Annotated in this window: 23 protein-coding genes and 3 tRNA genes; 10 read left to right on the top strand and 16 right to left on the bottom strand. The window is 39.8% G+C overall.

Annotation, left to right across the window (positions count from 1 at the left end; all coding sequences use genetic code 11):
• Positions 1-16: 16 nt before the first annotated feature.
• A complete protein-coding gene (locus tag QUE46_RS09205; RefSeq protein WP_286244526.1) occupies positions 17-826 on the bottom strand; it encodes a hypothetical protein in 810 nt (269 codons plus the stop codon).
• 404 nt (positions 827-1230) lie between these two features.
• On the opposite strand from QUE46_RS09205, the gene QUE46_RS09200 reads away from it, so the two are divergent.
• A complete protein-coding gene (locus QUE46_RS09200; RefSeq protein WP_286244525.1) occupies positions 1231-3594 on the top strand; it encodes an alkaline phosphatase D family protein in 2364 nt (787 codons plus the stop codon).
• Positions 3595-3944: 350 nt separating this feature from the next.
• Here the strand turns inward: QUE46_RS09200 and QUE46_RS09195 are convergent.
• From QUE46_RS09195 to QUE46_RS09175, 5 genes are all read right to left on the bottom strand, one after another.
• Positions 3945-4030, bottom strand: a tRNA-OTHER gene (locus tag QUE46_RS09195).
• Positions 4031-4075: 45 nt separating this feature from the next.
• Positions 4076-4152 (bottom strand) — tRNA-Val (locus tag QUE46_RS09190).
• Positions 4153-4197: 45 nt separating this feature from the next.
• Positions 4198-4274 (bottom strand) — tRNA-Val (locus tag QUE46_RS09185).
• A 113-nt stretch (positions 4275-4387) separates the two neighbouring features.
• Complete coding sequence (locus QUE46_RS09180; protein ID WP_286244524.1) at positions 4388-5434, bottom strand: DUF3080 family protein; 1047 nt, start codon at positions 5432-5434, stop codon at positions 4388-4390.
• Positions 5427-6776, bottom strand: coding sequence for an MATE family efflux transporter (locus QUE46_RS09175; protein ID WP_286244523.1), 1350 nt, complete (start codon positions 6774-6776; stop codon positions 5427-5429). The genes QUE46_RS09180 and QUE46_RS09175 overlap by 8 nt, the downstream gene beginning before the upstream one ends.
• A 128-nt stretch (positions 6777-6904) precedes the next feature.
• Between QUE46_RS09175 and QUE46_RS09170 the strand changes: the two genes are divergently transcribed.
• Positions 6905-7531, top strand: a complete 627-nt coding sequence (locus tag QUE46_RS09170) for a riboflavin synthase subunit alpha (RefSeq protein WP_286244522.1) — start codon at positions 6905-6907, stop codon at positions 7529-7531.
• On the opposite strand, the gene QUE46_RS09165 is transcribed toward QUE46_RS09170, so the two are convergent.
• Together QUE46_RS09165 and QUE46_RS09160 are read right to left on the bottom strand one after the other, a co-directional pair.
• Positions 7528-7731, bottom strand: a complete 204-nt coding sequence (locus QUE46_RS09165; protein WP_286244521.1) for a CPXCG motif-containing cysteine-rich protein — start codon at positions 7729-7731, stop codon at positions 7528-7530. The two genes, QUE46_RS09170 and QUE46_RS09165, sit on opposite strands and share 4 nt — an antisense overlap.
• Positions 7732-7934: 203 nt before the next feature.
• Positions 7935-8801, bottom strand: coding sequence for a fructosamine kinase family protein (locus QUE46_RS09160; RefSeq protein WP_286244520.1), 867 nt, complete (start codon positions 8799-8801; stop codon positions 7935-7937).
• A gap of 109 nt (positions 8802-8910) precedes the next feature.
• On the opposite strand from QUE46_RS09160, the gene QUE46_RS09155 reads away from it, so the two are divergent.
• A complete protein-coding gene (locus QUE46_RS09155; RefSeq protein ID WP_286244519.1) occupies positions 8911-9603 on the top strand; it encodes a DUF445 domain-containing protein in 693 nt (230 codons plus the stop codon).
• A gap of 49 nt (positions 9604-9652) precedes the next feature.
• On the opposite strand, the gene QUE46_RS09150 is transcribed toward QUE46_RS09155, so the two are convergent.
• Positions 9653-10018, bottom strand: a complete 366-nt coding sequence (locus QUE46_RS09150) for a DUF3718 domain-containing protein (protein WP_286244518.1) — start codon at positions 10016-10018, stop codon at positions 9653-9655.
• A gap of 250 nt (positions 10019-10268) precedes the next feature.
• Here QUE46_RS09150 and QUE46_RS09145 point away from each other — a divergent pair, with 250 nt between their 5' ends.
• The 3 genes from QUE46_RS09145 (at position 10269) to QUE46_RS09135 (ending at position 13792) form a co-directional block, all read left to right on the top strand.
• A complete protein-coding gene (locus tag QUE46_RS09145) occupies positions 10269-11054 on the top strand; it encodes a hypothetical protein (protein ID WP_055253785.1) in 786 nt (261 codons plus the stop codon).
• Between the two features lie 100 nt (positions 11055-11154).
• Complete coding sequence (locus tag QUE46_RS09140) at positions 11155-12537, top strand: amidohydrolase (protein ID WP_286244517.1); 1383 nt, start codon at positions 11155-11157, stop codon at positions 12535-12537.
• A gap of 10 nt (positions 12538-12547) precedes the next feature.
• Positions 12548-13792: an amidohydrolase family protein gene (locus tag QUE46_RS09135; protein WP_286244516.1), complete on the top strand. Its 1245-nt coding sequence runs from the start codon at positions 12548-12550 to the stop codon at positions 13790-13792.
• Positions 13793-13937: 145 nt separating this feature from the next.
• On the opposite strand, the gene QUE46_RS09130 is transcribed toward QUE46_RS09135, so the two are convergent.
• Both QUE46_RS09130 and cspD read right to left on the bottom strand, forming a co-directional pair.
• On the bottom strand, positions 13938-16160 hold the full coding sequence (locus tag QUE46_RS09130) for an NADP-dependent isocitrate dehydrogenase (RefSeq protein WP_286244515.1): 2223 nt from the start codon (positions 16158-16160) through the stop codon (positions 13938-13940).
• Positions 16161-16606: 446 nt separating this feature from the next.
• The gene (cspD, locus tag QUE46_RS09125; RefSeq protein WP_004586755.1) at positions 16607-16825 is read right to left on the bottom strand and encodes a cold shock domain-containing protein CspD; all 219 of its coding nucleotides are present in this window, start codon (positions 16823-16825) and stop codon (positions 16607-16609) included.
• A gap of 209 nt (positions 16826-17034) precedes the next feature.
• Here cspD and clpS point away from each other — a divergent pair, with 209 nt between their 5' ends.
• Positions 17035-17343 (top strand): ATP-dependent Clp protease adapter ClpS, encoded by a 309-nt coding sequence (clpS, locus tag QUE46_RS09120; protein ID WP_004586754.1) that lies wholly within the window; start codon positions 17035-17037, stop codon positions 17341-17343.
• Positions 17344-17411: 68 nt separating this feature from the next.
• Positions 17412-19673, top strand: a complete 2262-nt coding sequence (clpA, locus tag QUE46_RS09115; protein ID WP_286244514.1) for an ATP-dependent Clp protease ATP-binding subunit ClpA — start codon at positions 17412-17414, stop codon at positions 19671-19673.
• 243 nt (positions 19674-19916) lie between these two features.
• Here clpA and infA read toward each other — a convergent pair whose 3' ends face one another.
• The 4 genes from infA to trxB all read right to left on the bottom strand — a co-directional run bounded on the left by infA (position 19917) and on the right by trxB (position 22686).
• A complete protein-coding gene (gene infA, locus QUE46_RS09110; protein WP_002962494.1) occupies positions 19917-20135 on the bottom strand; it encodes a translation initiation factor IF-1 in 219 nt (72 codons plus the stop codon).
• Between the two features lie 90 nt (positions 20136-20225).
• Positions 20226-20930 carry an arginyltransferase gene (locus QUE46_RS09105; RefSeq protein ID WP_286244513.1) on the bottom strand — a complete coding sequence of 235 codons (705 nt, stop codon included), beginning with the start codon at positions 20928-20930 and terminating at the stop codon, positions 20226-20228.
• Positions 20923-21639, bottom strand: coding sequence for a leucyl/phenylalanyl-tRNA--protein transferase (gene aat / locus QUE46_RS09100; RefSeq protein WP_286244512.1), 717 nt, complete (start codon positions 21637-21639; stop codon positions 20923-20925). Before aat ends, QUE46_RS09105 begins: the two co-directional genes overlap by 8 nt.
• Positions 21640-21735: 96 nt before the next feature.
• The gene (gene trxB, locus QUE46_RS09095; RefSeq protein WP_024033489.1) at positions 21736-22686 is read right to left on the bottom strand and encodes a thioredoxin-disulfide reductase; all 951 of its coding nucleotides are present in this window, start codon (positions 22684-22686) and stop codon (positions 21736-21738) included.
• A gap of 287 nt (positions 22687-22973) precedes the next feature.
• Here trxB and pssA point away from each other — a divergent pair, with 287 nt between their 5' ends.
• The gene (pssA, locus tag QUE46_RS09090; RefSeq protein ID WP_286244511.1) at positions 22974-24299 is read left to right on the top strand and encodes a CDP-diacylglycerol--serine O-phosphatidyltransferase; all 1326 of its coding nucleotides are present in this window, start codon (positions 22974-22976) and stop codon (positions 24297-24299) included.
• 120 nt (positions 24300-24419) lie between these two features.
• Here pssA and ald read toward each other — a convergent pair whose 3' ends face one another.
• Positions 24420-25541, bottom strand: a complete 1122-nt coding sequence (gene ald, locus QUE46_RS09085; RefSeq protein ID WP_286244510.1) for an alanine dehydrogenase — start codon at positions 25539-25541, stop codon at positions 24420-24422.
• Positions 25542-25683: 142 nt separating this feature from the next.
• Here ald and lrp point away from each other — a divergent pair, with 142 nt between their 5' ends.
• On the top strand, positions 25684-26163 hold the full coding sequence (gene lrp / locus QUE46_RS09080) for a leucine-responsive transcriptional regulator Lrp (RefSeq protein WP_004586747.1): 480 nt from the start codon (positions 25684-25686) through the stop codon (positions 26161-26163).
• Positions 26164-26225: the final 62 nt, after the last annotated feature.

The following is a 26225-nucleotide window of genomic DNA, read 5'->3' as shown; positions in this document are numbered from 1 at the left end:
CTCTTTAAGTACAAGTTCATGCGATATTTAGCGGTTTATTGATTGTTTGATAGTTGTTTGCACGGGCTTGTAGCGCCACTTCTTCAGACTTTAAATAGCTCGCGTTTTGCGTCATTTGAGTAAACGCAGATTGTGCATTTGCAGTGGTAAAATTATAAAGTAGGCTATTATAAGTTTGCACTGCGGTCGCGCTTCTGAAAGTTTCCCCGTATATGTATACATCCAATTGTGTATTGCTTGCAGTATTTATAAAGCTATCATGAAATGAGCGTTCGATACTGCTAGCGACTAAGTAATAGTTCGCATTTGACATTTTTCCTATCAGTTGTTCGCTACTGGCGATGACCTCAATTTCACTCAATGTTATTAATAGTTTGCGGATGAGATCGTTAATTTCATACATCGTGTGAACTTTTCGACTAAATTGCGCTGTGTATGCTTTACTTAGGTGATTTTTTTCTTCAGCTATTTGCGGATCACTTAATTGTTTATTTTTTATTTCTACGTGGTTATTAAAGGTCGGAAATTGCTTAATTGTCTGCAGGTTCTCAGTAACGAATTGTTTAAACCGATTAGCATTTGTTAGCGCGTTTTGTTGATAAGCGAGCCTCTGTTTCTGCGCTTGTTGTGCACCTGAAGCTGTATCAAAATACAACCTTATGTAAAACACTTCTTCTAACAAGCTTGAGATCAGTGGGTAAGTAACATGAGCGTAATCGAGTATTGCATTAACCTTACTTATCGCTTGCTGCTGCGCCAAAGAGAAGCGTACTTTGTTAACTGATTTAAGCCCAGCAATTAGTAATGGAATGAGCACTAGCGCCAAAATTCGTGTCTTTATTTTATAGTTATTTAGGAATGACATAATAAGTTAAGCTTAATGTTAATTGTTAACAAAATTGTCAGGTTACATTTTATTGTGATTAAATAGCAACCATTAATTAGCGTAATAATAAAGCAAAGCATAAAGTTGGGTGCTCAGTGTTTAGTTAATTGTTATATCTTGGTGCGTTAGTAAATGGCAAATGTGTTCAATATGAGGGATTAAACCAGTATTGAACCGTGTGTTATTGTGGGTTAGATAGGGGTCTTCAAATTACGTAATCTTACATTTGAATGAGTTTTTTATAATTTCTTAACGCTTTTATGAAAACAAAGGCTGAAATTTATAAGGAAAACATATACTGTTTGTCTACTGTTAACAATATTCAATGTGTGAGATTGAAAATTATGAATAAAAATATATCTCGTCGCTCAGTTCTTAAAATGTTTGCTGCTGGAGTTGTTGCATCTGGCGTTTCTGGCTGTACTCGTCATTTAGGTGTTATGAATTCAACCGTTACTCGTGGTACTCAGTCTTACCGTGATAATTGGTATAAAACGTATAATAGAGTTTGGCTTGGCAAACAGTATTGGGCTAATCCGATGGAAGATTGGCGTGTGAATAACGGTGCGGCTGAATGTATAACTCGTGGGGGAAATCGCAGTGTTCACTCTTTAACTCATCAAATAACTAATATTGACCAAGCTTTTTCCATGTCAGTGGAGGTTACGCGTTTAGAGCAAAATAACAACGATGGTGGCGCGGGTATTCGTCTTGGCGCTAAAAGTGAACTCAATGAATACCGCAGTAACTGTTTTGTTCAACAGGGATACGACCTTGGTATTAAAAATAACGATTTAGTGTTGGGTAACAACACTGTACCTTTAAAAATTCCGCTAGATAATCAATCCGTTAGTTTAACACTGACTGGGACTCCTCAATCAGGTGCTATGGCGTTAGAGCTAACGGCTCGTTTAACATCAACTGAAAAAATAATCGGTACGGTTACCCATTTGGTACCTGTATCAGAGCTACTAGGTAATGTGGCGCTAGTAAGTAATTTCTCAATTCCATCTGTTACTTATGAAAATGTGCCTGAGGACAAATTAGGCGCACGTTATAAATTTAGCCACTGGGCTATGCAAGGAGAGGCATTCTCTGTTACTGATGAACAGTCATTTGGTCCAATACTTTGGACTATGTATTCGTTAAACGATACATTGAGTCATGAAGGTTTTGTGCTGAAATTGAGTGCTTACACAGGACCAATAGGTGAGCAAGATAATCAGCAAATAGAGCTACAGATCCAGCGTGATAATCAGTGGATCGCTATTGACTCACAGCGTATTGACCATGATGGCTGGTTGGCGACTTTTCGTATAGCCAATTGGGATGAGAAACAAGATACGCCTTTTCGGGTTGTATATCGTGAAAAACACACTGACGGTACACACACACCAGATATATATTCAGGGGTTATAAAAGCGAACCCCGCAAATGAAAAATTACGAATGGCCGCGCTCACGTGTCAAAATGATTATGGTTTTCCGTACCAGCCAGTTGCGCAAAATGTCGAAAAACTAAGCCCCGATTTGGTATTCTTTTCTGGTGATCAGATTTATGAAAGCCATGGTGGGTTTGGTGTAATTCGCACGCCGGATGATTTGGCGATTTTGAACTATTTACGTAAGTTCTATCAATTTGGTTGGGCTTTTAAAGAAGTCATGCGTAATCAACCTACAATTTGTTTGCCCGATGATCATGATGTACTCCAAGGCAATTTGTGGGGTGAAGGTGGTGCAAGAATGGAAAACATTTCGAAAGACCCTTCAGCAAGTGTTTTAGGTGGTTACATTGATTCAGCACGGGTGGTTAATATGGTACATAAAACTACTCTTAACCATCACCCTGATCCTTATGATCCAACGCCAACTAATGGTATTAGCTCGTATTATGGCACTATGCTATATGGTGGTGTTGGTTTTGCGATTCTTGCTGACAGACAATGGAAAAGTGGTCCTGAACGCATAAATGTTGCGGTTGGCGAAACAGGACAAGACGAAGATCCACTTTTTTATAATCCTGTGTTTAATCCGCCTGGTTTAGATTTATTAGGCAGTCGACAGGAGCAATTTCTTAAAGCGTGGGGTAAAGACTGGCGCGGGCATAAATTAAAAGCGGTGTTAAGCCAAACGGTATTTGCGGCTATCTCAACTCATCAGCCGGTACCTGATCGCTTTTTAAAATACGATTTCGATTCAAGTGGTTGGCCTGCATCTGCGCGAAATCGTGCAATTGATGCAATGCGTGACTCTATGGCGTTACATATTTGTGGTGATACCCACTTAGGGTCTTTATCTCAATATGGCGTCAATCAACAAAGGGATAGTAACTGGGCTTTTTGTACGCCAGCTATTTCTGCCGGTTGGCCAAGGTGGTGGAAGCCAGATTCAATGAATATGCCTTATCAAAACCGCCCTGCACATGGGCTTGCTGAAACAGGCGAGTATAATGATACCTTCGGTAATAAGATTTATGTCTATGCGGTAGGGAATCCTGAAGTAGGAAAATCAAATAACCGCTATGTAAAGGCTCATGAAAAAGGCAGCGGCTTTGGTTTTATTACCTTCGATTCTGAGAAGCTCACATACACAATGGATGCCTATAAGTTTTTAGTCGATATAACCGATGGTAAAGCAAGTAACCAGTTCTCGGGCTGGCCTATAACAATTCATCAGCAAGAGAACAAAGGTAACAACCTGTTAAGTTAATTCAGGTTAAAATTACTCGTGTACTTTTTAAAACGGCGGTCGGTATATTTTACCGCCGTTTTTATTGGTACAATATTAAGAGAAATCAATGCGTTAGTATCTTTCAATGATGCGGTTCTAAATTCGGCGAGGTGAACAGATATTAGGTAGTGCTCTAACCAACTGAGCTACAGTCGTACAAATAGTATCTTAATTAAATTGATTCAGAGGAAGAATAAATTTGGTGCGACTGAGTGGATTCGAACCACCGATTTCGGCGTGGCCATAGAGAGTAGGTAGCGCGCTAACCAGCTGAGCTACAGTCGTACAAATAGTATCTCAATTAAATTGATTCAGGGGAAGAATAAATTTGGTACGACTGAGTGGATTCGAACCACCGATTTCGGCGTGGGTCATAGAGAGTAGGTATCGCGCTAACCAACTGAGCTACAGTCGTATAAATAATATCTTAATTAAATTGATTCAGAGGGAAGAATAAATTTGGTACGACTGAGTGGATTCGAACCACCGACCTCTACCATGTCAAGGTAGCGCTCTAACCAACTGAGCTACAGTCGTACAAATAGTATCTTAATTATATTTATTCAAAGGGAAGAATAAATTTGGTACGACCGAGTGGATTCGAACCACCGACCTCTACCATGTCAAGGTAGCGCTCTAACCAACTGAGCTACGGTCGTATTACCTAATTAAGATGCGATAAATTTAATTATCAGCGGCCGCTAATATATAGCTTGGTGAGTGGTGAATCAAGCAAGTTTGTTGCTTTTAAGTTTATTTGCCGTTTTTTTATTCATATTGGGCTGATTTCACACGTTTTATAAAAGTTTTGCCACCAGGTTACGTGTTTTTTGGCTGAGCTTTTAAGCTGGTTTAATAGATTGTTTTGCGAATCCAGCGCTATCAAAGTATTTATTTGGTTATTTGTTATAGGTTGGTCAAACCAAAGTTGATTGTACAAGGGTAATAGTGTTTCAAGGTAGCCTGCTAAATTAGCCTGATAAGGCTGTATTTCTCTAAGGAAATACTTTTGGAACACGTTACTAATGATAGTGGCTACTTTTTTATTTTTACCTACTGGGCATATTTCATCAATGGATTGCGTTTGAATAAATTGCGTAGCTGAATTATTAAACGCTATTTGTAGCCGTGTAGAATAAATGAGTAATTGGTTAAAACGGTACTTATTAAGTTGCTCTAAAGCGTTAAAAATATCTGCAGAGTTAATTTTTAAGTAGTGTTTATTGATTATGTGTTTTTTTATGAGTGCAAGCTGCTGCATAGCCGCTACCGTGTCACTAAACCCTGCAGGGGAAACAGCAAGCTCTGCGCTGCTAGCTTGCCACGTGTTTTTTAGCTCAAATTCGTTATACAACATTGAATTAAAGTAGTGGTTTAGTGTTTGCTCTTTGTGCACTTTTGCATTTGATAACGTTTTATAAACGTTTGAGCTAGGCTCAAGCGTGCCCAGGCACTGCTGGGCATTTTGTACAAACTGTATTTGGTATTTTAAAATACTGGCGTGGCCGGCCGTTTTACCTAGCTGGTTATTGTGCTCACTAATTAGTAAGCTGAGTTTACAATGGCTTAAGCTTGCTAGTTCAATCAAGCTGATAGTACTGCCTTCAGAAAGCGTATTTGGGGGTAATAGCGGGCTAATTGGTGCAGGCTTACTTAAACTTGGGGCTTGGGTTTCAAGGGTATTACTTAAGCGTTCTGTGTATGTTTGATAAGTGTTGCTGGGCGCTTTTGAACACCCTGCAAGCACGGCGCAACACAAAGCTAATAAATAGCTTAACCATGTTTTGCTAGATAATAATATAAGGGCTTTTTTATACAAATGGCGCCTGCTTTAATCGCTTATTAACGGTGAACATAAGCCACACAGCAGCAACGGTTAAACCAAAAATAATACCTATCCAAAAACCGTGCGGCCCCATGGCGGGCACAATTAAATCTGTTCTTCCCAATACGTAGCCTAAAGCAAAACCGATTAACCAATAAGATATAAACGTTATATACGATATAGGCTGAGTATGCTTTAAACCTCTTAATATGCCATTTGCAGCGACTTGCAGTGCATCAGGAATTTGATAAATACATGCCAAAATCATAATAGAGCTGGCTAACGCAATAACAGCTGGGCTATCGGTATAAAGTTGGCTTATTAAATCGCGGCCAATAAAGGTTATAAATGCTAAAAATAACGCTATAGCAATAGCTAATATGTAGCTGGTCGATATAGCCGTTTTTAATTGGCTTAAATGGTTTTGACCAAATAAATTACCAATACGAATACTAATAGCGATAGATAAGCTCAGTGGCATCATAAATAATAATGCAGTCACGCTTCCCGCAATTTGATGGCCCGACACTGCAACAGCACCTAAGTGTGCAATAAATAAAGGTATGCATGCAAACAACGTAATTTCAAAAAAGGTAGCCAACGAAATAGGTATACCTAATTTGGTAATAATTCCTATGGTTTTAAAGTTAGGTTTTTCAAAATTTGCCAGCAAAGCTTTTGCATCTATTTTTTTACTAAACTGGCAATACGTTACTTGTGCAACAGCCATTACAGTGAGTACCAATGCTGTAGCAATTCCACAACCAGCACCGCCGTAGGCTGGTAAACCAAATAAACCATTTATAAAAATATAGTTAGCCGGAATATTAACAGCAAGGCCCAGCAAGCTGATATAAAAAGCGGGTTTTGTCATCCCCATGCCTTCGGTCATATTGCGATAAACGGTAAAAATTAAAAAACCAAAGGCTCCCCATTTCACAAAATGGATATAGTCATACGCAAGGCTTGCAATAGCAGGGGTTGTATTGAGTTTTAAAATGACTATATCGGCTAGGTTAGCGATACCAAAGCCAATTGCGCTTAAAATAGCGGTTAAATACAGTGCTTGCTGAAAATAATGGCTAATTCCTTTTTTATCATTAGCACCTGCAAATTGGGCAATAATACCGGTTAACGCAAGCAAAATACCTTGCAGCGCCAGTAATAACGGGTTCCATATACCGGTTGCAATCGATAGCGCAGCTAAATCTGTAGGACTTACTTGGCCTGCCATAATGGTGTCGACCACCGACATTAAAACGAGTGTTACTTGTGCTAAAAATACAGGTACGGCAAGGGTAATTAAACGTTTGGCTTCCCAGCTACTAAAGGTCATAAAAACAGCTATTTGATAAAACAGGGCGCAATTGTAATCGATTGTGTTTCAAATAAAAATCACTGTAGTGAATGATTTTACCCGTTGATACGTTAAACTAGCACTTTGTAATAATTTTAAGTGATTTTATGTTTACAGGAATCGTTCAAACTCAAGCTACGGTTGTATCTACCACACATACAGAAGGGGTTTTACGCTTGGTTGTATCGGTAGGTGATGAATACGTTAAACACCTTGATTTAGGTGCCAGTATTGCAATTAATGGCTGCTGCCTAACAGTGGTTAAAGTAGAATTAAGTAACCACGATGTAGTGGCACAAGTGCACTTTGATGTAATAGATGAAACATTATTACTTACCAATTTAGGCAAGCTTGCAGTCGGTAGTTTAGTTAATTATGAGCGTTCAGTCACTTTTGGTACAGAACTAGGCGGCCATATTGTATCTGGGCACATTCATTGTACTGCCCAAATAGGACAAATAGTTAAAGAGCAAAATAACTGTAAAATTCAGTTAAATTTACCGTCTAAATGGCAAAAGTACGTTTTATACAAAGGCTTTGTAGCTATAAATGGCGCAAGTTTAACCGTGGGCGAAATTGACGAGCAGGGGTTTTGGTTACACTTGATCCCCGAAACGCTGGCCATAACAAATTTAGGTAACGCTCAAGCGGGTGATGAACTAAATATAGAAGTTGATCAGCAAACTTATACCATTGTTAACACAGTAGAAAATTACTTACGCCACCAGAGCTAAAAAATTTGCTCATCGTCGCTGTCTATGTGTAACTCTAATTTTTTATGGGCATGGTCTATATGCACATTTAAATGAATAGGGTTACAACAGGCACTGCATTCTTCTACGTAGTCTTGATCCCCCATACTTGCGTCAATATCTAGGTGTATGTGGTTGCCACAGTGAGGGCAGGTGATACGTTGTGATAAAAAATCTTTCATAATCACTCCAGTAGTACCAAGGCGAAGCTACCGTGTTGGTACACATTATTTAAGTTGTTAACGTATACTACCAACAACTTAATGGCTCAAAACTGAACTCAATAATAAATGCTTTTACTAATTTAAATTTAGCTACATTCATTATAAATATAGTGCTGAACCCCTGATTATGACAATAATTTTACGTGTATTGCTTTAATAAATTACTGAGTGTTAAGTAACGTATCTATATGCTGCTTAGCCTGAGTAAGGTAGTGCCCTGCAAAAATATTTGCGTGATTTAAAATAGGGTAAAGTTGGTATATTGCTTTGCGCTTTTTATAGTTATCGCTTAGTGGGTATTGTGCATTGTAAGCGTTATAAAAATCATCAGGTAAAGGGGCAAATAGCTCGCTCATTGCAATATCTACCTCGCGGTCTGCGTAATAACACGCGGGATTAAATAATGTCGGTACATTTTTAATAAAGCCCATATTTCCTCGCCAAAAGTCGCCATGCACTAAAGAGGGCTCCACAATATGGCTGTGTAGCTGCTCTTTTACTAAGTTAATTAATAGCTCAGGCTCTACAAGCTGAATGCCTTTTTCGGCTAATAGTTGTAGTTGCCAGCCTATGCGCTCTTCTGCGAAAAACAAGTCCCATTTTTTATGCCATTGGTTTGGTTGCACGGTGGTGGCTAGGTAATTATCTACATCAAAGCCAAACATTGCTTGGTCGTGCTTTTGGTGCAACATAGCTAGTTGTTTACCCATATCGTGCCAGTGTGTGTGGGGCTGTTTATCAAGTACTAACCATTCAAGCACAATAAACGAAAATTCAATATTAGCACCTGTTGCGATGCAGTCGGGCACCATAAAAATACTATTTTGGGTGAGCTGCTTTAGCCCTATCGCTTCGCTTTCAAGGCGGTCTAGTTCGCTTTTAAGGGCAATTTTAACCAGGTAATTGTGCTTTCCATCGGTTAGTTGATAGAGTTTATCGGTATTTGTACTTTGCAGCTGGCGTTTGTAAGTATGTTTAAAGTCATAATGAATGGCTTGGCTAATGTGCTCGTTTACTGTTTTCCACATATCAATTGCTCGCCTTTTAAACAGATACTTAAACTATGGCAAAAAAGTATTAATTTAACAAACTAATCGTTGTAAAATTAACGATATAAAAAATGCTAATGGAGTAACAATGAACAAAAGTTTTATCACCAATTTGCTTGCTGTCTTGTGTGTAGTTATAGGCTACTTTTTTAACCACACTATTGTGTTATCGGTGGGGTTATTTGCGCTATCTGGTGCGGTCACAAACTTATTGGCTGTTCATATGTTATTTGAAAAAGTGCCTTTTTTATACGGCTCGGGTGTTATTGCTCTAAAATTTGAAAGTTTTAAAGTGGCTATTCGTAATTTAATTTTGACTGAGTTTTTCTCCGAGCAAAAAATTAATAACCTACTTAGCAAAGCACAACCTAATATCGACTTTGAAGGCATTATTACTAAGGTTGATTTAAACCCTGCGTTCGACAACCTACTAAAAGTAATTGAGCAATCGCAGTTTGGCAGTATGTTAGGTATGTTTGGTGGCACAGCGGCTATAGAGCCAATGCGAGAAAAGTTTATTGAAAAAATGCAGCTATCACTTGCGCAAATTAGCCAAACAGACGATTTTAAAGTGCTAGTAAACGATACGTTATCGCAAGGGAATAGCGCACAAAGCTTACATGCTACGGTACTTAAATTAGTTGATGAGCGTTTAAATGAACTCACCCCTAAAATGGTTAAAGACATTATTCAAACTATGATACGTGAACATTTAGGTTGGCTAGTAGTATGGGGGGGGGTGTTTGGCGGTTTATTTGGCTTAATTGCGGCCATTATTTAATAAACTAAGCCCGCTTACAAAGCAGGCTTAGTTTTGTCTTAACGCCATACTATTTTGGCCCTGTGATGATTACTTTTTCAGGGTTGTACGATTTAGCTAAATCTTTAATTGATGTGCGAGTACTGGTATCAATATTCAAATAATTTGCGCTTTTATCAAGGTTATACAAACTAACAAAGTCGCTCATTGATAAGTTATTACAGTGCAGTTTTTTGCTCATTACCGCTTTGCTTATATTTAAATCGCGTGACGCTTTACGCAAACCGTACGATTTATTAGCTGCAACAGCCATACAAGCCTGTGTACCTGGCGAAGAATCGGCCGCGATAAACTGCGTTGCTAATGCTGGTTTTGCCATTAGTAAAGTTGCGCCTAGTACCATAGTTGTGCATAAAGTAGCTTTTAACGTGTTCATAATTAGTCCTCATTGTTTGTGGTTCAGCTTTATTATTGAGCGATTTAAACTAAAAAGCTGTTAACCAAACGCAACAAGGTGTAAGCAGGTATGTTTAAAAATACACACTTAACCTAGGTGACTGAATTTAAGCCCTAATAAATGTGTTTTTTGACACACTTAGGCAAAATTATTTTATAGCTACTGACATATTTTCTCAGCCTGCTATTATCGCCCCCATTATTTACGCGCTTAATTTTTAGGAGAACCAGTGAGCAAAACGTTAGCCAGCTATTACCAGCAAGCGTATGCCTGCGAACACAAGCATTTTAACCAATGTTTTTATTGTGGATGCGAAGCCACAGAGCGCGATCATTGCCCGCCGTTACATATGCTACAGAGTATTATTGACTTAGGCGAAGAGGCTGACTTTGTCTCTATTGCCGCGTGTTATGAGTGCCATGCCTTATTGCATAATGAAAGGCTAATGACGATAGATGAGCGTTTTACAAAACTTAAAAAAAAGCTCTCTAATAAGTACGCTAAGGCGCTGCGTGTTTATAACATGTGGGAAGAAAACGAATTAAGCGAAATGAGTGACGAATTTGCGCACAGCATTCAAGCGGGTATGAAATTAGGTAAAGAGGCATCTGAGCGTTTAGCGTTTACAGGCTTTACATATGCCACCGAAGAAGCCCGCGTTACCGTGCGCGAAAAAACCAAAGAGTTTGATGTAGAAGGCACCGTTTTTACCGACTTTAAAGAGGCATTAAATTACTGTATCAACGTACTTAAAGTTCAAAAAAGTGACTTTTACAAAATATTGGTTGAGGATTACAACGGCGACTTTAATAGGGCACTTAGCCAGTACCGTCATCGTCATGACAAAGTGACAGCAGCAAGTGATGGCAATACCTTAATTAAGGATTTTGCTAAGCAACATAAGCAAAACTCAGACTTTGTAACTCGCACCGTAAAACACTTTATAAACAAAGACCCATCGCTTACAACCGAAGGCGCACTCGAAAAGCTATATAACAATTATATAAAAAAATAATTACAGCCGTTTAACTCATTTAATCGCTTTTTTACCTGTTTTTTTAGCTTTATTATGCCGCTTTAGCTAAAGTAGCAAAAAAACAGGAGAACCTAACAACATGCAAAAATTTGCACCTTCATTGTTAGCAGTTGGTTTAGCTGCTGCCCTTGTTGGCTGTCAAGAAAACGGCCCACAAGATGCAAAAATTACCATTAATAAAAACCCATACCCAAGCACTTACACACCACTTGCAAGTAAAAGCACTTTAATTACCAATGCAACAGTACTAACTGGCACTGGCGAGCGCTTAGATGACGCCGATGTGTTACTCGTTGATGGCAAAATACAACAAGTAGGTAAAGACTTATCGGCCAATACAGATGCAACCATTGATGCACAAGGCAAGTGGGTTACCCCAGGTATTATTGATGTACATTCTCACTTAGGTGCTTACCCAAGCCCATCGGTTGAGTCTCATCAAGACGGTAACGAAATGACTAGCCCAAATACTGCTGAGGTGTGGGTAGAGCATTCTGTATGGCCTCAAGATCCTGGCTTTAACCGTGCGCGCGAAGGTGGTATTACTTCACTACAAATTTTACCTGGCTCAGCTAACTTATTTGGTGGCCGTGGTGTAACACTTAAAAACATTCCTGCGCATACCATGCAAGCAATGAAATTTCCTGATGCGCCAAATGGCTTAAAAATGGCCTGTGGTGAAAACCCTAAACGCGTATATGGTCGCCAAGGTACTTTGCCTTCAACCCGTATGGGTAACATGGCCGGTTATAGAATGGCTTGGGCAGAAGCACAAGAGTACAAACGTGCATGGGATAAGTACGACGCCGATTATGAAGCTGGCTTAAACCCACAAGCACCAGCTCGCGATATTAAGCACGATACACTAAAAGCGGTTATTGAAGGTGAAGTATTAATTCATAATCACTGTTATAAAGCTGAAGAAATGGCGATGATGATCGACCTTTCAAAAGAATTTGGCTATCACGCAGGTACTTTCCATCACGGCGTAGAAGCTTATAAAATTGCAGATTTACTGGCTGAAAATGGTTCGTGTGCAGCACTTTGGCCAGATTGGTGGGGCTTTAAAATGGAAGCCTACGACATGGTTCAAGAAAACGTAGCTATTGTTGATGCGGTAAAAAATTCGTGTGCCATTGTGCATTCTGACTCAGACACCACTATTCAGCGCTTAAACCAAGAAGCGGGTAAAGTAATGTATCGTGCAAACGAAAATGGTTTTGATATTTCGGAGCAGCACGCAATTAAGTGGATCACGTCTAATGCTGCTAAATCATTAGGTATTGAAGATAAAACTGGTTCGCTTGAAGCTGGTAAGCAAGGTGATGTGGTTATTTGGAACCAAAACCCATTTAGCGTTTACGCAAAAGCTGAACAAGTATTTATTGATGGCGCAAAAGTTTACGATAGAAACGATAGTGCATTTCAAGCACAAAGTGATTTTATGTTAGGCCAACAATAAGGAGCCCAGAATGAAAAATTTATCACGTTCGTTTTCGCTATCTCTGGTTGCTGCCGGACTATTAGCCTCAGGTGTAGCCAATGCACAATCGCTTGCAATTATTAATGCAACGCTGCATACAGCCACCGAGCAAGGCGTTTTAGAAAACGCCAGCATTGTTATGGATAACGGTAAAATTACTGCTATTAACCCACAGCAAGTACAAGCAGATAAAGTTATTGATGCTAATGGGCAAATTGTAACCCCAGGTTTTATTGCTAGCATTAATCAACTTGGCTTAGTTGAGGTAAGTGCAGTTGCAGGCTCACGCGATGCCGGCGAAGAAAAAGCAGGCATTGATTTTGATGTAAGCCTTGCTTACAACGCTCATTCAAGCCTTATCCCGTATGCACGCAAAGGCGGTGTAACCCGCGATGTAATTACCCCGCACGGTGGCGATAGTATTTTTTCGGGCTTAGCAAGTGTTGTTGATTTAAGCGGTGATTTACAAGGCAATATACAAAAACAAGCTGCATTAGTGGTTTATTTAGGTGAGCGCAGTAAGGGCTCGCGCGCATTTACATTGCAAACGCTAATTAATAAGCTTGAAGAGCACCAAACAAAAGCAGCTAAAAAGCCTAAAAAAGACGACGACAGCACTCCAAGTACTGAAGACAAAGTAATGGTTAAAGTACTTAGCGGCGATATGCCACTTGTAGTGGGTGTATCTCGTGCGGCTGATATTATAGAGCTAATTAAAGTTAAAGAGCAATTTGGCATAAATTTAGTACTCAATGGCGCACAAGATGCCGTTGTAGTTAAAGAACAGATTGCTAAAGCGCAAGTACCCGTAATTATGAGTGCTATGGATAGCTTGCCTTCAAGCTTTGACTCATTACATGCCAGTTTAGATAACGCAGCCGCGCTTGAAAAAGCAGGGGTAAAAGTTATTTTAACTGTGGGCGGCGATGCCAGTCATAATATTTACCAACTTCGTTTTGATGCAGGCAATGCCGTATCATATGGAATGAGCCAACAAGGTGCATTAAAGGCCGTTACATCTAATGTCGCGAGTGTGTTTAATATTAATGCCGGCAGCATTGAAGTGGGTAAAGCCGCTGATGTAGTTATGTGGAGCAACGACCCGTTTGAACTAAGCTCGCACGTTAGTAAAATGATTATTAACGGTGAAGAAGTATCTACACAGTCACGCCAAGATAAACTACGAGAGCGCTATACTACAGATTCAACAATGCCGCGAGCTTATACAAAATAATTAATATAGCTATAATTATCCAGAATTCAGGTTAATTATTAAAGGCCGCTACTTTAAAGTTAAAGTAGCGGCCTTTTTATATAAAATAAAGACACAAAAAAACCGCTTACTTTAAACGTAAGCGGTTTTTTAATTTAATCTAAAATTATACTAATTTAGATAAAATTTCGTTAAACGTTGCACTTGGGCGCATTGCTTTAAACGCTGCATCGTCATTTGGTTGGAAGTAACCACCAATATCCATTGAAGGACCTTGTGCATCGTTAAGCTCGCTTACAATTTGCTCTTTTTGCGTTTCTAAATCGCTCGCAATTTGCGTAAATTGCGCTTTAAGCTCGCTGTCTTCGTCTTGCTTAGCCAGTTCTTGTGCCCAGAATAAAGATAAGAAGAAGTGAGAACCACGGTTATCAATTTCTTTTACTTTACGTGAAGGCGACTTATTTTCAGCTAAGAACGTACCTGTTGCTTTATCTAGTGTATCAGCAAGTACTTGTGCTTTTTTGTTGCCTGTATTCACACTTAGGTGCTCAAGCGAAGCTGCTAGTGCTAAAAATTCGCCTAGTGAATCCCAACGTAAGTGGTTTTCTTTTTCGAACTGTTGAACATGCTTAGGTGCCGAACCACCTGCGCCAGTTTCAAATAAGCCACCGCCGTTCATAAGCGGTACAATTGAAAGCATTTTAGCACTGGTACCTAGCTCTAAAATTGGGAATAAATCTGTTAGGTAGTCACGTAATACGTTACCTGTTACAGAAATAGTGTCTTTACCTTCTTTAATACGCGCTAATGAAAACAAGGTTGCTTCAAGCGGTGCTAAAATTTGAATGTCTAGGCCATCTGTATCGTGATCTGGTAAGTATTTGTTTACCTTTTTAATTAGCTGAGCATCGTGAGCACGATTTTCATCTAACCAGAAAACAGCAGGTACGCCCGTTGCACGTGCACGGTTTACCGCAAGTTTAACCCAATCTTGGATTGGTGCGTCTTTAACCTGACACATTCTCCAAATATCGCCTTGCTCAACAGTGTGCTCAAGCAATGTAGTGCCATTTGCATCAACAACACGAATAGAACCATCTGCTTTTGCTTCAAACGTTTTATCGTGAGAACCATATTCTTCAGCTTTTTGAGCCATTAGGCCTACGTTTGGTACGCTACCCATAGTGGTAGGATCAAATGCGCCATTTTCTTTACAAAAATCAATAGTCGCTTGGTAAACGCTTGAGTAGCTACGATCTGGGATCACAAAGCTAGTGTCTTGTAGTTTACCGTCGTTGTTCCACATTTGACCGCTTGAACGAATGGCAGCAGGCATAGACGCATCAATGATCACATCGCTTGGAACGTGTAAGTTAGTAATACCACGGTCAGAATCAACCATTGCAATAGCAGGACGATCAGCGTAAACCGCTTGAATGTCTGCTTCAATTTCTTCGCGCTTAGCATCATCTAATGTTTGAATTTTAGAATAAACATCGCCTAAACCGTTATTTACATCAACGCCTAGCTCTTCAAAAAGCTCGCCGTGTTTAGCAAATACATCTTTGTAGAAAACTTTTACCGCGTGACCAAAAATAATAGGGTCAGATACTTTCATCATTGTCGCTTTCATGTGAAGCGAAAATAATACGCCTTTTTCTTTAGCTGCATCAATTTCTGCTGCTAAAAACGCTTGTAGTTTAGCTGCGCTAATGCGCGATGCATCAATTACTTCGCCAGCAATTAGCGGCGTGCTTTGTTTTAGTACAGTTACAACGCCATTAGTTGCTACGTGCTCAATACGTACATCAGTGGCTGCATCAACTGTTACAGATTGCTCAGAACCAAAGAAGTCACCTTCGCTCATGCTTGCAACGTATGATTGTGAGTCTTTGCTCCACGCACCCATTGAATGAGGGTTATTGCGTGCATATTCTTTAACAGAACCTGGTGCACGGCGATCTGAATTACCTTCACGCAATACTGGGTTTACAGCACTGCCTTTAATTTTGTCGTAAGTGGCTTTAATTTTAGCTTCTTCATCATTTTTAGGCTCAGCAGGGTATTCTGGTAGTGCGTAGCCTTTTTCTTGAAGCTCTTTAATAACAGCGCGTAGTTGCGGTACAGACGCACTGATATTTGGTAATTTGATGATGTTTGCTTCTGGTGTTTTTGCAAGTTCGCCAAGCTCTGCAAGCGCATCGCCTATGCGTTGCTCTTCAGTAAGGTAATCAGCGAAGTTTGCAATTACACGACCTGCTAATGAGATATCGCGAGTTTCAACTTCAACACCTGCCGCATTTGTATAGGCTTGGATAATTGGTAGCAACGAGTAGGTTGCTAGCGCCGGAGCTTCGTCCGTTTTAGTGTAGATAATTTTTGATGTCATCATCATTCCTAGATAGTAGGCCGCAGTGGCCGTATTCAACAATGCAAAGAAACTCATTAGCGCATGGTTGCGTTAACAAGCAGTTTGTTAGGTGTTGGTACTCTATATACCAAAGGCAGAATAGCCACACCTGACCAACTGATTTTTATAGGTTGCAAAGTACACGTATTTTAGCCGCGTAAAAGCATAAGCTAAAATGTAACCGCGTAATTTAGCAACAAGAGTGTAACAAGCTTGTTTAAAAAGGGCTAGCGCTTGCGCTTTTATGCAGCCTTAATTAGCAGGTAACTGTTAGAACATTGGGGTATATAAAATAAAATCAAGGAAAAGGGTTGAATTTAACGTGTACAGGAGCAATTTAATAATAAGAAGAGAGTTGAATGGTAAGTGGGGAATTAAGCGAGGATCTAAATTAGGTCGCTCGCTTTAGTCGAACAAATTTTTTATCACTCTAAAATGTCGCCGTTAGGGGCTATGTTTTTAGCGTGTAAGCCCTTAGGGCCTTGTTCTAGCTCGAATGTTACATCCTGACCAGCTTTAAGTGTCTTATAACCGTCCATTACAATCGTTGAGTAATGAGCGAAAATATCATTCTCGCAGCCGTCTTCTACGATGAAACCAAAACCTTTGGCGTTGTTGAACCATTTGACTTTACCACAAGCCATACTTCTACATCCTTCTATAAGTTGACTAATTTAGTTATTCTAAACCGTATAATTTGCTAGACTGACTAAGGATTAATCAATCTACTTCTGACTGTAGTTTATTTGGCCAGTCAGTCAAGTGTTTTGTGGTATTTTTTTAACATTTAATTTATTTTTTATTCAAGTTTGCTTGAGTTCTAAAGACAAGACTATATTTAATTATGAGTGGTATGAAAGATTCAGGTGTCATAGACACAGTTCGCGATAGTGAAAAGCAAAAGCTACAGCCACCGCGAAAATACAAAGTTGTTTTAAATAACGACGACTACACGCCAATGGACTTTGTAATAGAAGTTCTAATGACGTTTTTCAATATGGATAGCGATAGAGCAACTGATGTGATGCTACAAGTTCACGAAAAAGGGAAGGGGATATGCGGTGTATTTAGCGCCGATGTAGCCCATACCAAAGCGGAACAAGTTAACCGTTATGCACGTGATAACGAGCATCCACTGCTTTGTAGTTGTGAGCAGGAATAAATACCAATTAGGTGATCAATCATCTCATTGTTGTGGTATAAAATAATTATCTCAGTAAGGGGTTGCCAATGCTAAACAAAGACTTAGAACTAACGTTAAATGCCGCGTTTCGTGAAGCGCGTACACGCCGCCATGAGTTTATGACGGTAGAACACCTTTTACTTGCGCTTTTAGATAACCCTTCAGCAGGCGAAGCGCTAAACGCCTGTGGTGTTGATATTTCAGGTTTAAAAACCGAACTATTAGAATTCATAGACGAAACCACACCGGTTATTCCCGATTTAGAAGAAGAACGCGAAACCCAACCAACATTGGGCTTTCAGCGCGTGCTTCAACGTGCGGTTTTTCATGTTCAATCATCAGGTAAAAACGAAGTGACCGGTGTTAACGTGCTGGTTGCTATTTTTTCTGAACAAGAAAGCCAAGCAGTTTACTTACTTAAGAAAAGTGATATCTCTCGCTTAGATATAGTGAATTTTATTTCCCATGGTATTTCTAAATCTGATGATGAGTTAGGTGATGACACTGACGATATTCATGAAGAAGTACAAGAAGTTCAAAACGAAGAGGCGAGTAAGTTAGATAGCTTTACCACTAATTTAAATGCGCAAGCCAAAGACGGTAACATTGACCCATTAGTAGGGCGCGATAGCGAAGTAGAGCGCACGGTACAAGTATTGTGTCGTCGTAAAAAGAACAACCCATTACTTGTAGGTGAAGCAGGCGTTGGTAAAACAGCCATTGCAGAGGGCCTTGCATACCGCATTGTTAATGAACAAGTGCCTGAAGTAATTGCCGATGCTGTTGTTTACTCGCTTGATATGGGCGCATTGCTTGCTGGTACTAAGTACCGCGGCGACTTTGAAAAACGCTTTAAAAGCTTACTAAAAGAGTTACAAGCAAAACCTAACTCAATTTTATTTATTGATGAAATACACACTATTATTGGTGCAGGTGCTGCATCAGGCGGTGTTATGGATGCATCTAACTTACTAAAACCGCTGCTTTCAAGCGGGCAGTTACGTTGTATGGGCTCTACCACTTACAATGAATACAAAAATATTTTTGAAAAAGATCGTGCATTAGTGCGTCGTTTCCAAAAAATTGATGTACTTGAACCAAGTGTGGCCGATACCACTAAAATTTTAAATGGTTTAAAAGAGCGTTACGAAGAACACCATGGAATTCGTTACACGCAAAAAGCATTAAAAGCAGCTGCTGAGCTAAGTGCTAAATACATTAATGAGCGCCACTTACCTGATAAAGCCATTGATGTAATAGATGAAGCCGGCGCCAACCAGCGTTTGCAGCCAAGCTCTAAACGCAAAAAAACCATTGGCGTATCAGATATTGAATCGATTATTGCTAAAATGGCGCGTATCCCAGCTCAAAGCGTGTCTTCTACCGACAAAGAAACGCTTAAAAATCTTGATCGTAATCTTAAAATGTTAGTGTTTGGCCAAGATCAGTCTATCGACGCGCTAACATCTGCGATTCGTTTATCTCGCTCTGGACTTGCTAACGAAGATAAGCCAGTAGGCTCGTTCTTATTTGCGGGGCCAACGGGTGTAGGTAAAACCGAGGTTACAAAACAGCTTGCAAAATGTATGGGCGTTGAGTTTATCCGTTTTGATATGTCAGAGTATGTTGAGCGCCATGCAGTAAGCCGTTTAATTGGCGCGCCTCCTGGGTATGTTGGTTTTGAACAAGGCGGCTTACTTACCGAAGCTGTTATTAAAAACCCACATGCCGTTGTATTATTGGATGAAATTGAAAAAGCCCATCCAGATATTTACAACATACTACTGCAAGTAATGGATCACGGTACGTTAACCGATAATAATGGTCGTAAAGCTGACTTTAGAAACGTCGTGGTGGTTATGACAACCAATGCCGGTGTGCAAGAAACCACGCGTAAATCGATTGGCTTTACCGAGCAAGATCATACGCACGATGCAATGAGTGAAATTAACAAGGTATTTTCACCTGAATTTAGAAACCGCTTAGATAATATTATTTGGTTTAACCACCTTGAAAAAGACGTTATCTTGCAAGTGGTCGATAAATTTGTAGTTGAGCTGCAAGCTCAATTAGATAAGAAGTCAGTTAATCTTGAGCTGACCTCTAAGGCCCGAGAGTGGTTAGCAGATAAAGGCTACGATAAAGCAATGGGTGCACGTCCTATGGCACGTGTTATTCAAGACGAGCTTAAAAAGCCATTGGCTAACGAAATACTCTTTGGTGAACTGGTTGATGGCGGTACTGTTAAAGTATCTGTTAAAGATAAGAAAATTAACTTTGACTATGAAAGTAATTTAACACCCGCTTAAATCAGTGTATTTACTTATAATACCCATCCGCAAAATAGATAACTTAATTATGTGAATGGGTATATAAACTAGCCTGCGCCATACGCGTGGGCTTTTTTGTGCTTTTTAATAGGCAACAAAAAACCCAGCAAAAGCTGGGTTTTTTGTTTATTAAATGTAATTGCTAGTCAGTACCATCAATTACATTTAATAAACGCTTTAAGCTAGTTTACACTAGCCAAAAACTAAATCTCGTTTACGCACTTAGCGAGCACGGAATACGATACGTCCTTTCGATAAATCGTAAGGAGTCATTTCTACCGTTACTTTATCGCCGGTTAAAATACGGATATAGTTTTTGCGCATTTTACCTGAAATATGAGCCACAACTACGTGACCATTTTCTAGCTCAACTCGGAACATTGTATTTGGTAAAGTATCAAGGACTGTCCCTTGCATTTCGATTACGTCTTCTTTCGCCATGTTTAGCGTAACACCTCTTTAATAGTTAAACGCTGCAGATTTTGCCCAAAATACGCCAATAAGTAAAGGCGCAGCGGGCATTTTTGCAAATTAAATAGCCAACCACTGGTCATTAACGTGTTTTTGCGCGGGTAAAAACTGAGTTTTGTATTTCATTTTGGTGCATTCATCGATTTGGTAGCCCAAATACACAAATTCTTTATTTTGTTGTTTGGCAAATTCGAGCTGCTGTAAAATCATTACCGTCCCTAAACTGTAGTGTTCAAAGTCGGGATCGAAAAACGTATAAATAGCCGAAACAGTGTTATCCATGCAATCTGTTACGGCCACAGCCACTAAAGTGTCTTGGTGCCAAAGCTCAATAAACGTTATTTCTAACCAGCTACAAAATAAAAAACTTTGAAACTGTTCTAAATTAGGCGGAAACATAGTGCCATCACTGTGGCGCATTGAAATGTATTTACTATAAAGTGGGTAATATTCCTCGCGCTTAGCCTGCGTGTATTTAACTGCAAAGTTTGCTTTAACTTTATTTAATTTTCTTTTTTGCGACTTTGAAGGGACAAACTCTTGGGCTAACACGCGTACAGAATTACAGGCGCTACACGAAGGGCAGTGTGGTCGATAAATTTGATTACCACTGCGCCTAAAGCCGAGTGATAAAAGCATTTCAAATTTATGCGTGCTGTAACAGGTTGGGTCAAGTATTACTAATAATTGTTCTTGCCTGTCAGGTAAATAGCTACAAGCAAACTCTTGGCTAAGGCCAACGCGTGCAGGAATATGTTCACTCATAAATTGCTGATAACTCCTGTGGTTGCCACATGGTTGAGTTGAGGGTGTAAGCATTTGCTCGTTTAAGTTTAGTCAAAAATTCTGAGCGAGGGATCACTTTTGCGCCTAAAGAGGTTAAATAGGGGTTTTCTAGTTGGCAGTCAATAAAATGTGCGTTATGGCGCTTTAGCCAATTTACTAACGCCCACATTGCAAGCTTAGAGCAGTTGGTTTGATGATGAAACATTGACTCGCCACAAAAAACGCCATTTTGCATAATGCCATAAAGTCCACCGGCAAGTTCGCCGTTTTGCCATACCTCAACACTATGCGCAATATTAGCGTCATGCGCAGCAATATAAGCGTTTAACATGTCGTTTGTTATCCATGTGCCTTCGGTGTCTATTCGTTGCTCACAGCACGCTTCTATCACCTCAGCAAAGGCATTGTTAACAGTTACTTTGACAGGGTGCTTTTTTAAATGTTTACGCAAGCTTTTACTTATATGAAAGTCATTTAGCTCTACAATGCCACGCTCACTTGGTGACCACCACATAATGGGTTCACCTTCGCTGAACCACGGGAAAATACCCATTTTGTAGGCGTTACTTAATCGCTTTACAGATAAATCGCCGCCTATGGCAAGCAGTCCATCGGGAGAGGTGAGTGCATATTCGGGGTTTGGAAATACTATATCGGTTTCACTTAGTTGGTATAGCTGGTTTCTCATAGAGGACTTAACTTATTAATTATCATAAAAGTGTAACTATATTTTAGGCATAAAAAAAGGCTGAATTATCAGCCTCTTTTAAAATATTTAGCGCGATTACAGATTATCTAAGAAACGCTCTGCATCTAGGGCTGCCATACAGCCAGTACCAGCAGATGTAATTGCTTGGCGGTAAATGTGATCAGACACATCACCTGCGGCAAATACGCCTGGTACACTTGTTTGTGTAGCGTTACCGTTAAGGCCCGACTCAACAACTAAATAGCCGTCTTTCATCTCAAGTTGGCCTTCAAACATGTCGGTATTTGGCTTATGGCCAATAGCAATAAACACACCGGCTAAATCAAGCTCTTCGGTAGCATCAGATTGCGTATCTTTGATACGTACACCCGTTACGCCCATGTCATCGCCAAGTACTTCGTCTAGCGTACGGTTATAGTGCATTACTACGTTACCATTTTGTGCTTTTTCGTTAAGGCGATCTGCAAGAATTTTTTCACTGCGGAAGCTATCACGACGGTGAATAACATGTACTTCATCGGCAATGTTAGATAAGTAAAGTGCTTCTTCAACGGCTGTGTTACCACCACCTACAACGGCAACCTTACGGCCCTTGTAGAAAAAACCATCACAGGTAGCACATGCAGAAACACCGCGCCCCTGAAAATTAGTTTCAGATTCTAAACCTAAGTATTTAGCAGACGCACCCGTTGCAATAATTAAAGCATCACACGTGTAAGTACCTTGGTCGCCAGTAAGCGTGAAAGGGCGCTTAGACACATCGACTTTATTAATATGGTCAAACACAATTTCAGTTTCAAAGCGCTCAGCGTGCTCTTTCATACGGTCCATTAATGCAGGGCCTGTTAAACCATGCGCATCGCCTGGCCAGTTTTCAACTTCAGTTGTGGTCGTTAATTGGCCACCTTGTTGAATGCCGGTAATTAAAACCGGGTTTAAATTTGCACGCGCTGCGTAAACCGCGGCAGTGTAACCTGCAGGGCCTGAGCCTAAAATTAGTAACTTAGAGTGTTTTGCTTCAGTCATGATCTTTTCCTAAACGTTTAATACTGAACTTAATGGCTTCGATTCTAAGAAAAACAAGGCACAAGTAAACAAATTATGTGATTATTTTTTTCTGACAAATTTAAAAGCTGTGCAATATTATGTACTGACTTTGCATTGAACGATAAAAAAGCCCGTGTAAAGGCTAAAAAACAAACAGATGAACAACAAAGCTTCGTTAATTCATGACCCGTTAGTATTTTTTTGATATGTTTTACCTAATTTTATTTGTCACTGAAAGATTATGTGACCTTAGTGAATAGGCAACTATGTTATTTTGGCAGGAAAAACCCGCATTTGGGTTGACTTCAAAAGACGTTAACGTCTTAACCAACGCACAAGAGTACCGTACGCAATTGCTACGTTTAATTAGCAATGCAAAAAAAAGAATCTACATTACGGCACTTTATTTACAAGATGACGAAGCCGGGCGAGAAATACTTGAAGCGCTGCATCGTGTATCGTTGGCAAACCCCAACCTTGAAATAAAAGTGTTGGTTGATTTTCATCGTGCTCAACGTGGTCTTATTGGGGCGGCAAAATCAGACGGTAACGCAAGTTTATATTGTGACTATTTAGAAAAATTTAAATCAAACGTACAAGTTTACGGTGTACCCGTTAAAGCAAAAGAGCTCTTTGGTGTATTACATTTAAAAGGTTTTGTTGTAGACGATACTTTGTTATACAGCGGCGCTAGCTTAAATAACGTGTACCTACAATACAACGAACGCTACAGGCTCGACCGCTACTTTTTAATTAACCAAGCAGCGCTATGTGACTCTGTGGTTGATTTTATTGAGTCTAAGCTCATTGGCTCCCATGCCGTACCACGCATTGATACACGCCCGCTCAAGCGCTTAATAGACTTTAAATTTGAACAAAAGCAACTTATGCGCGAGCTAAAGTCGGCCAGTTATGCCAATTCAACTACGCCCAATACCGACCCACTCGGTGTGCGTTTGTTTTTAGGTTTAGGGCGTCGTAATAATAGCCTTAACCGATTAATTAAAAACTTGTTTGATACAACAGAACAAGAGCTTGTGCTTTATACACCGTATTTTAATTTTCCGGCGCCGCTTATGCGCTCATTGCGTCGATTATTAAAACAAGGTAAGCAGGTAACCATTGTTGTGGGCGATAAAACTGCGAACGATTTTTATCTTCCGCCTAGTGAGCCATTTAGTAAAATTGGCGCATTACCGTATTTATACGAAACTATTTTGCATAAATTTGTAAAATCGCAAAAGCGCCATATTGATAACGGTAATTTAAACGTGTACTTATGGAAGCACGAAAGTAACTCGTTTCACTTAAAAGGTATTTGTGCCGATAGACAACGTCACTTATTAAGCGGCCATAACCTTAATCCGCGAGCGTGGGGGCTTGATATCGAAAACGGTATTTTAATTGAAGACCCACAGCAAAGTATTATGCAAGCCATAGATAACGAAAAGCAGGAAATTTTAAAACACTGCCGCCGTTTAACTGGGCCAAATGATTTAGAAACAGTAGAAAATTACCCGCAACCGGTTAAAAAGCTACTTGGTCAGGCTAAACGCGTAAAAGTAGATTTTATAATTAAGCGTTTTATATAAATTATTTTATATAGACAAAATTTAGATACAAAAAAAGCAGCTAATTTTAGCTGCTTTTTTATTGCTTGTAGTTAGTTAGGTAGCTATTTGGTTAATAACAACTAACGACTAACCGCAAAATTATGCGTTTTCTACTGCAGTACGTGGGTCAACATATTCCATGTTGAACGCTTCTGCTACTTCTTTGTAAGTTACTTGGCCTTTAATTACGTTTAAGCCTTTTAAGAAGTGCGCGTCATCAAGTAGAGCTTTTTTGTAGCCTTTGTTTGCAAGGTTAATAATAAACGGCAATGTTGCATTATTAAGTGCAAACGTAGATGTACGTGGAACAGCACCTGGCATGTTAGCAACACAGTAGTGTACAACTTCATCAACAATGTAAGTAGGATCAGCGTGCGTAGTTGCTTTAGACGTTGCAATACAACCACCTTGGTCAATAGCAACATCAACAATTGCAGCGCCTGGCTTCATGGCTTTAATGTGTTCAGCTGTAACAAGCTTAGGTGCCGCTGCACCAGGAATTAGTACGCCACCAATTACTAGGTCAGCTTCTAGTACGTGTTTTTCAAGTGCATCGGCAGTTGAGTAAATCGCTTTTACTTTATTACCAAATTGCGCGTCTAATGCACGAAGTACATCAATGTTACGATCAAGTACTACCACGTCTGCGCCCATGCCAACAGCCATTTGTGCAGCGCTACGACCAACCATGCCGCCGCCAATAACAACAACTTTAGCTGCTTCAACGCCTGGTACGCCACCAAGTAGCATACCACGGCCGTGGTTAGATTTTTCAAGCGCTTGTGCACCGGCCTGAATAGACATACGACCAGCTACTTCACTCATTGGTGCAAGAAGAGGTAAGCCGCCACGTGCATCAGTCACTGTTTCGTACGCAATACAAATTGCTTTGCTTTTAACAAGGTCTTCAGTTTGCGGAAGATCAGGTGCAAGATGAAGGTAAGTAAATAAAATTTGGTCTTCACGTAACATTGCACGCTCAACAGCTTGCGGCTCTTTTACTTTTACGATCATGTCTGCTTTTGCAAAAACATCAGCTGCAGTTGCTAAAATTTCAGCGCCAGCTTGAGTGTAATCTTCGTTAGTAAAACCAATGCCCATACCCGCATCAGTTTCAACAATCACTTGGTGGCCGTGATTTACTAATTCACGAACACTCGCAGGAACCATACCTACACGGTATTCATGGTTTTTAATTTCTTTAGGTACACCAATAATCATAAAATTTGCCTTATTAAGAACGGATTAACATTTTTCACTATTATATTCATCATATGGCAGTGTGTCTCACCTTTTTTAAAAGCCAGTCTAGTGTTATCATCTAAAAAAATAAAATAAACAGAATATAAAACTAGTTGGGTGTATGCATCAGTTATTAGATAGGATTGACCGTAAAATTTTAATGGAATTACAGCATGATGGACGCTTGTCGAATGTGGAACTGGCCCGACGAGTTGGCCTGAGCGCCACGCCCTGTCTGGAACGCGTAAAAAAGTTAGAGCGAGAAGGCTACATACTTGGCTACAAAGCGGTGGTTGATCCAGCAAAGCTTGGCCAAGGCTTATCTGTGTATGTTGAAGTAACCATCACTAAAACATCTCCCGATGTATTTGACGAATTTAGTGCAGCCGTTAAACAGCACGAAGAAATAATTGAGTGTCACTTGGTATCGGGTAATTTTGATTTTTTATTAAAAACCCGTGTAAACGATATGTCAGAATACCGAGGTGTACTAGGAGACATACTTTTAAAACTACCAAATGTGAGTGAAAGCCGCACCTATGTAGTAATGGAAGAAGTAAAAGGTGAAGACGGCGTAATTATTCGCCCTTACATTGCGTAAATTTAACCGCAAAAGATAAACACGCTCTTATTTATAAAAACTTGTTCATAATCAGGCCATAC

The organism is Pseudoalteromonas sp. MM1 (assembly GCF_030296835.1).
Lineage (GTDB): Bacteria > Pseudomonadota > Gammaproteobacteria > Enterobacterales > Alteromonadaceae > Pseudoalteromonas.
Note: the sequence above shows the minus strand (reverse complement) of the source record. Positions and strands in the feature narration are given on the sequence as shown.

Bases quoted from the DNA above. Each gene is read 5' to 3' on its own strand.
- QUE46_RS09200 (WP_286244525.1), top strand. From the start codon at position 1,231: ATGAATAAAAATATATCTCGTCGCTCAGTTCTTAAAATGTTTGCTGCT.
- QUE46_RS09175 (WP_286244523.1), bottom strand. From the start codon at position 6,776: ATGACCTTTAGTAGCTGGGAAGCCAAACGTTTAATTACCCTTGCCGTA.
- QUE46_RS09170 (WP_286244522.1), top strand. From the start codon at position 6,905: ATGTTTACAGGAATCGTTCAAACTCAAGCTACGGTTGTATCTACCACA.
- QUE46_RS09165 (WP_286244521.1), bottom strand. From the start codon at position 7,731: ATGAAAGATTTTTTATCACAACGTATCACCTGCCCTCACTGTGGCAAC.
- QUE46_RS09160 (WP_286244520.1), bottom strand. From the start codon at position 8,801: ATGTGGAAAACAGTAAACGAGCACATTAGCCAAGCCATTCATTATGAC.
- QUE46_RS09155 (WP_286244519.1), top strand. From the start codon at position 8,911: ATGAACAAAAGTTTTATCACCAATTTGCTTGCTGTCTTGTGTGTAGTT.
- QUE46_RS09150 (WP_286244518.1), bottom strand. From the start codon at position 10,018: ATGAACACGTTAAAAGCTACTTTATGCACAACTATGGTACTAGGCGCA.
- QUE46_RS09140 (WP_286244517.1), top strand. From the start codon at position 11,155: ATGCAAAAATTTGCACCTTCATTGTTAGCAGTTGGTTTAGCTGCTGCC.
- QUE46_RS09135 (WP_286244516.1), top strand. From the start codon at position 12,548: ATGAAAAATTTATCACGTTCGTTTTCGCTATCTCTGGTTGCTGCCGGA.
- QUE46_RS09130 (WP_286244515.1), bottom strand. From the start codon at position 16,160: ATGACATCAAAAATTATCTACACTAAAACGGACGAAGCTCCGGCGCTA.
- cspD (WP_004586755.1), bottom strand. From the start codon at position 16,825: ATGGCTTGTGGTAAAGTCAAATGGTTCAACAACGCCAAAGGTTTTGGT.
- clpS (WP_004586754.1), top strand. From the start codon at position 17,035: ATGAAAGATTCAGGTGTCATAGACACAGTTCGCGATAGTGAAAAGCAA.
- clpA (WP_286244514.1), top strand. From the start codon at position 17,412: ATGCTAAACAAAGACTTAGAACTAACGTTAAATGCCGCGTTTCGTGAA.
- infA (WP_002962494.1), bottom strand. From the start codon at position 20,135: ATGGCGAAAGAAGACGTAATCGAAATGCAAGGGACAGTCCTTGATACT.
- QUE46_RS09105 (WP_286244513.1), bottom strand. From the start codon at position 20,930: ATGAGTGAACATATTCCTGCACGCGTTGGCCTTAGCCAAGAGTTTGCT.
- aat (WP_286244512.1), bottom strand. From the start codon at position 21,639: ATGAGAAACCAGCTATACCAACTAAGTGAAACCGATATAGTATTTCCA.
- trxB (WP_024033489.1), bottom strand. From the start codon at position 22,686: ATGACTGAAGCAAAACACTCTAAGTTACTAATTTTAGGCTCAGGCCCT.
- pssA (WP_286244511.1), top strand. From the start codon at position 22,974: ATGTTATTTTGGCAGGAAAAACCCGCATTTGGGTTGACTTCAAAAGAC.
- ald (WP_286244510.1), bottom strand. From the start codon at position 25,541: ATGATTATTGGTGTACCTAAAGAAATTAAAAACCATGAATACCGTGTA.
- lrp (WP_004586747.1), top strand. From the start codon at position 25,684: ATGCATCAGTTATTAGATAGGATTGACCGTAAAATTTTAATGGAATTA.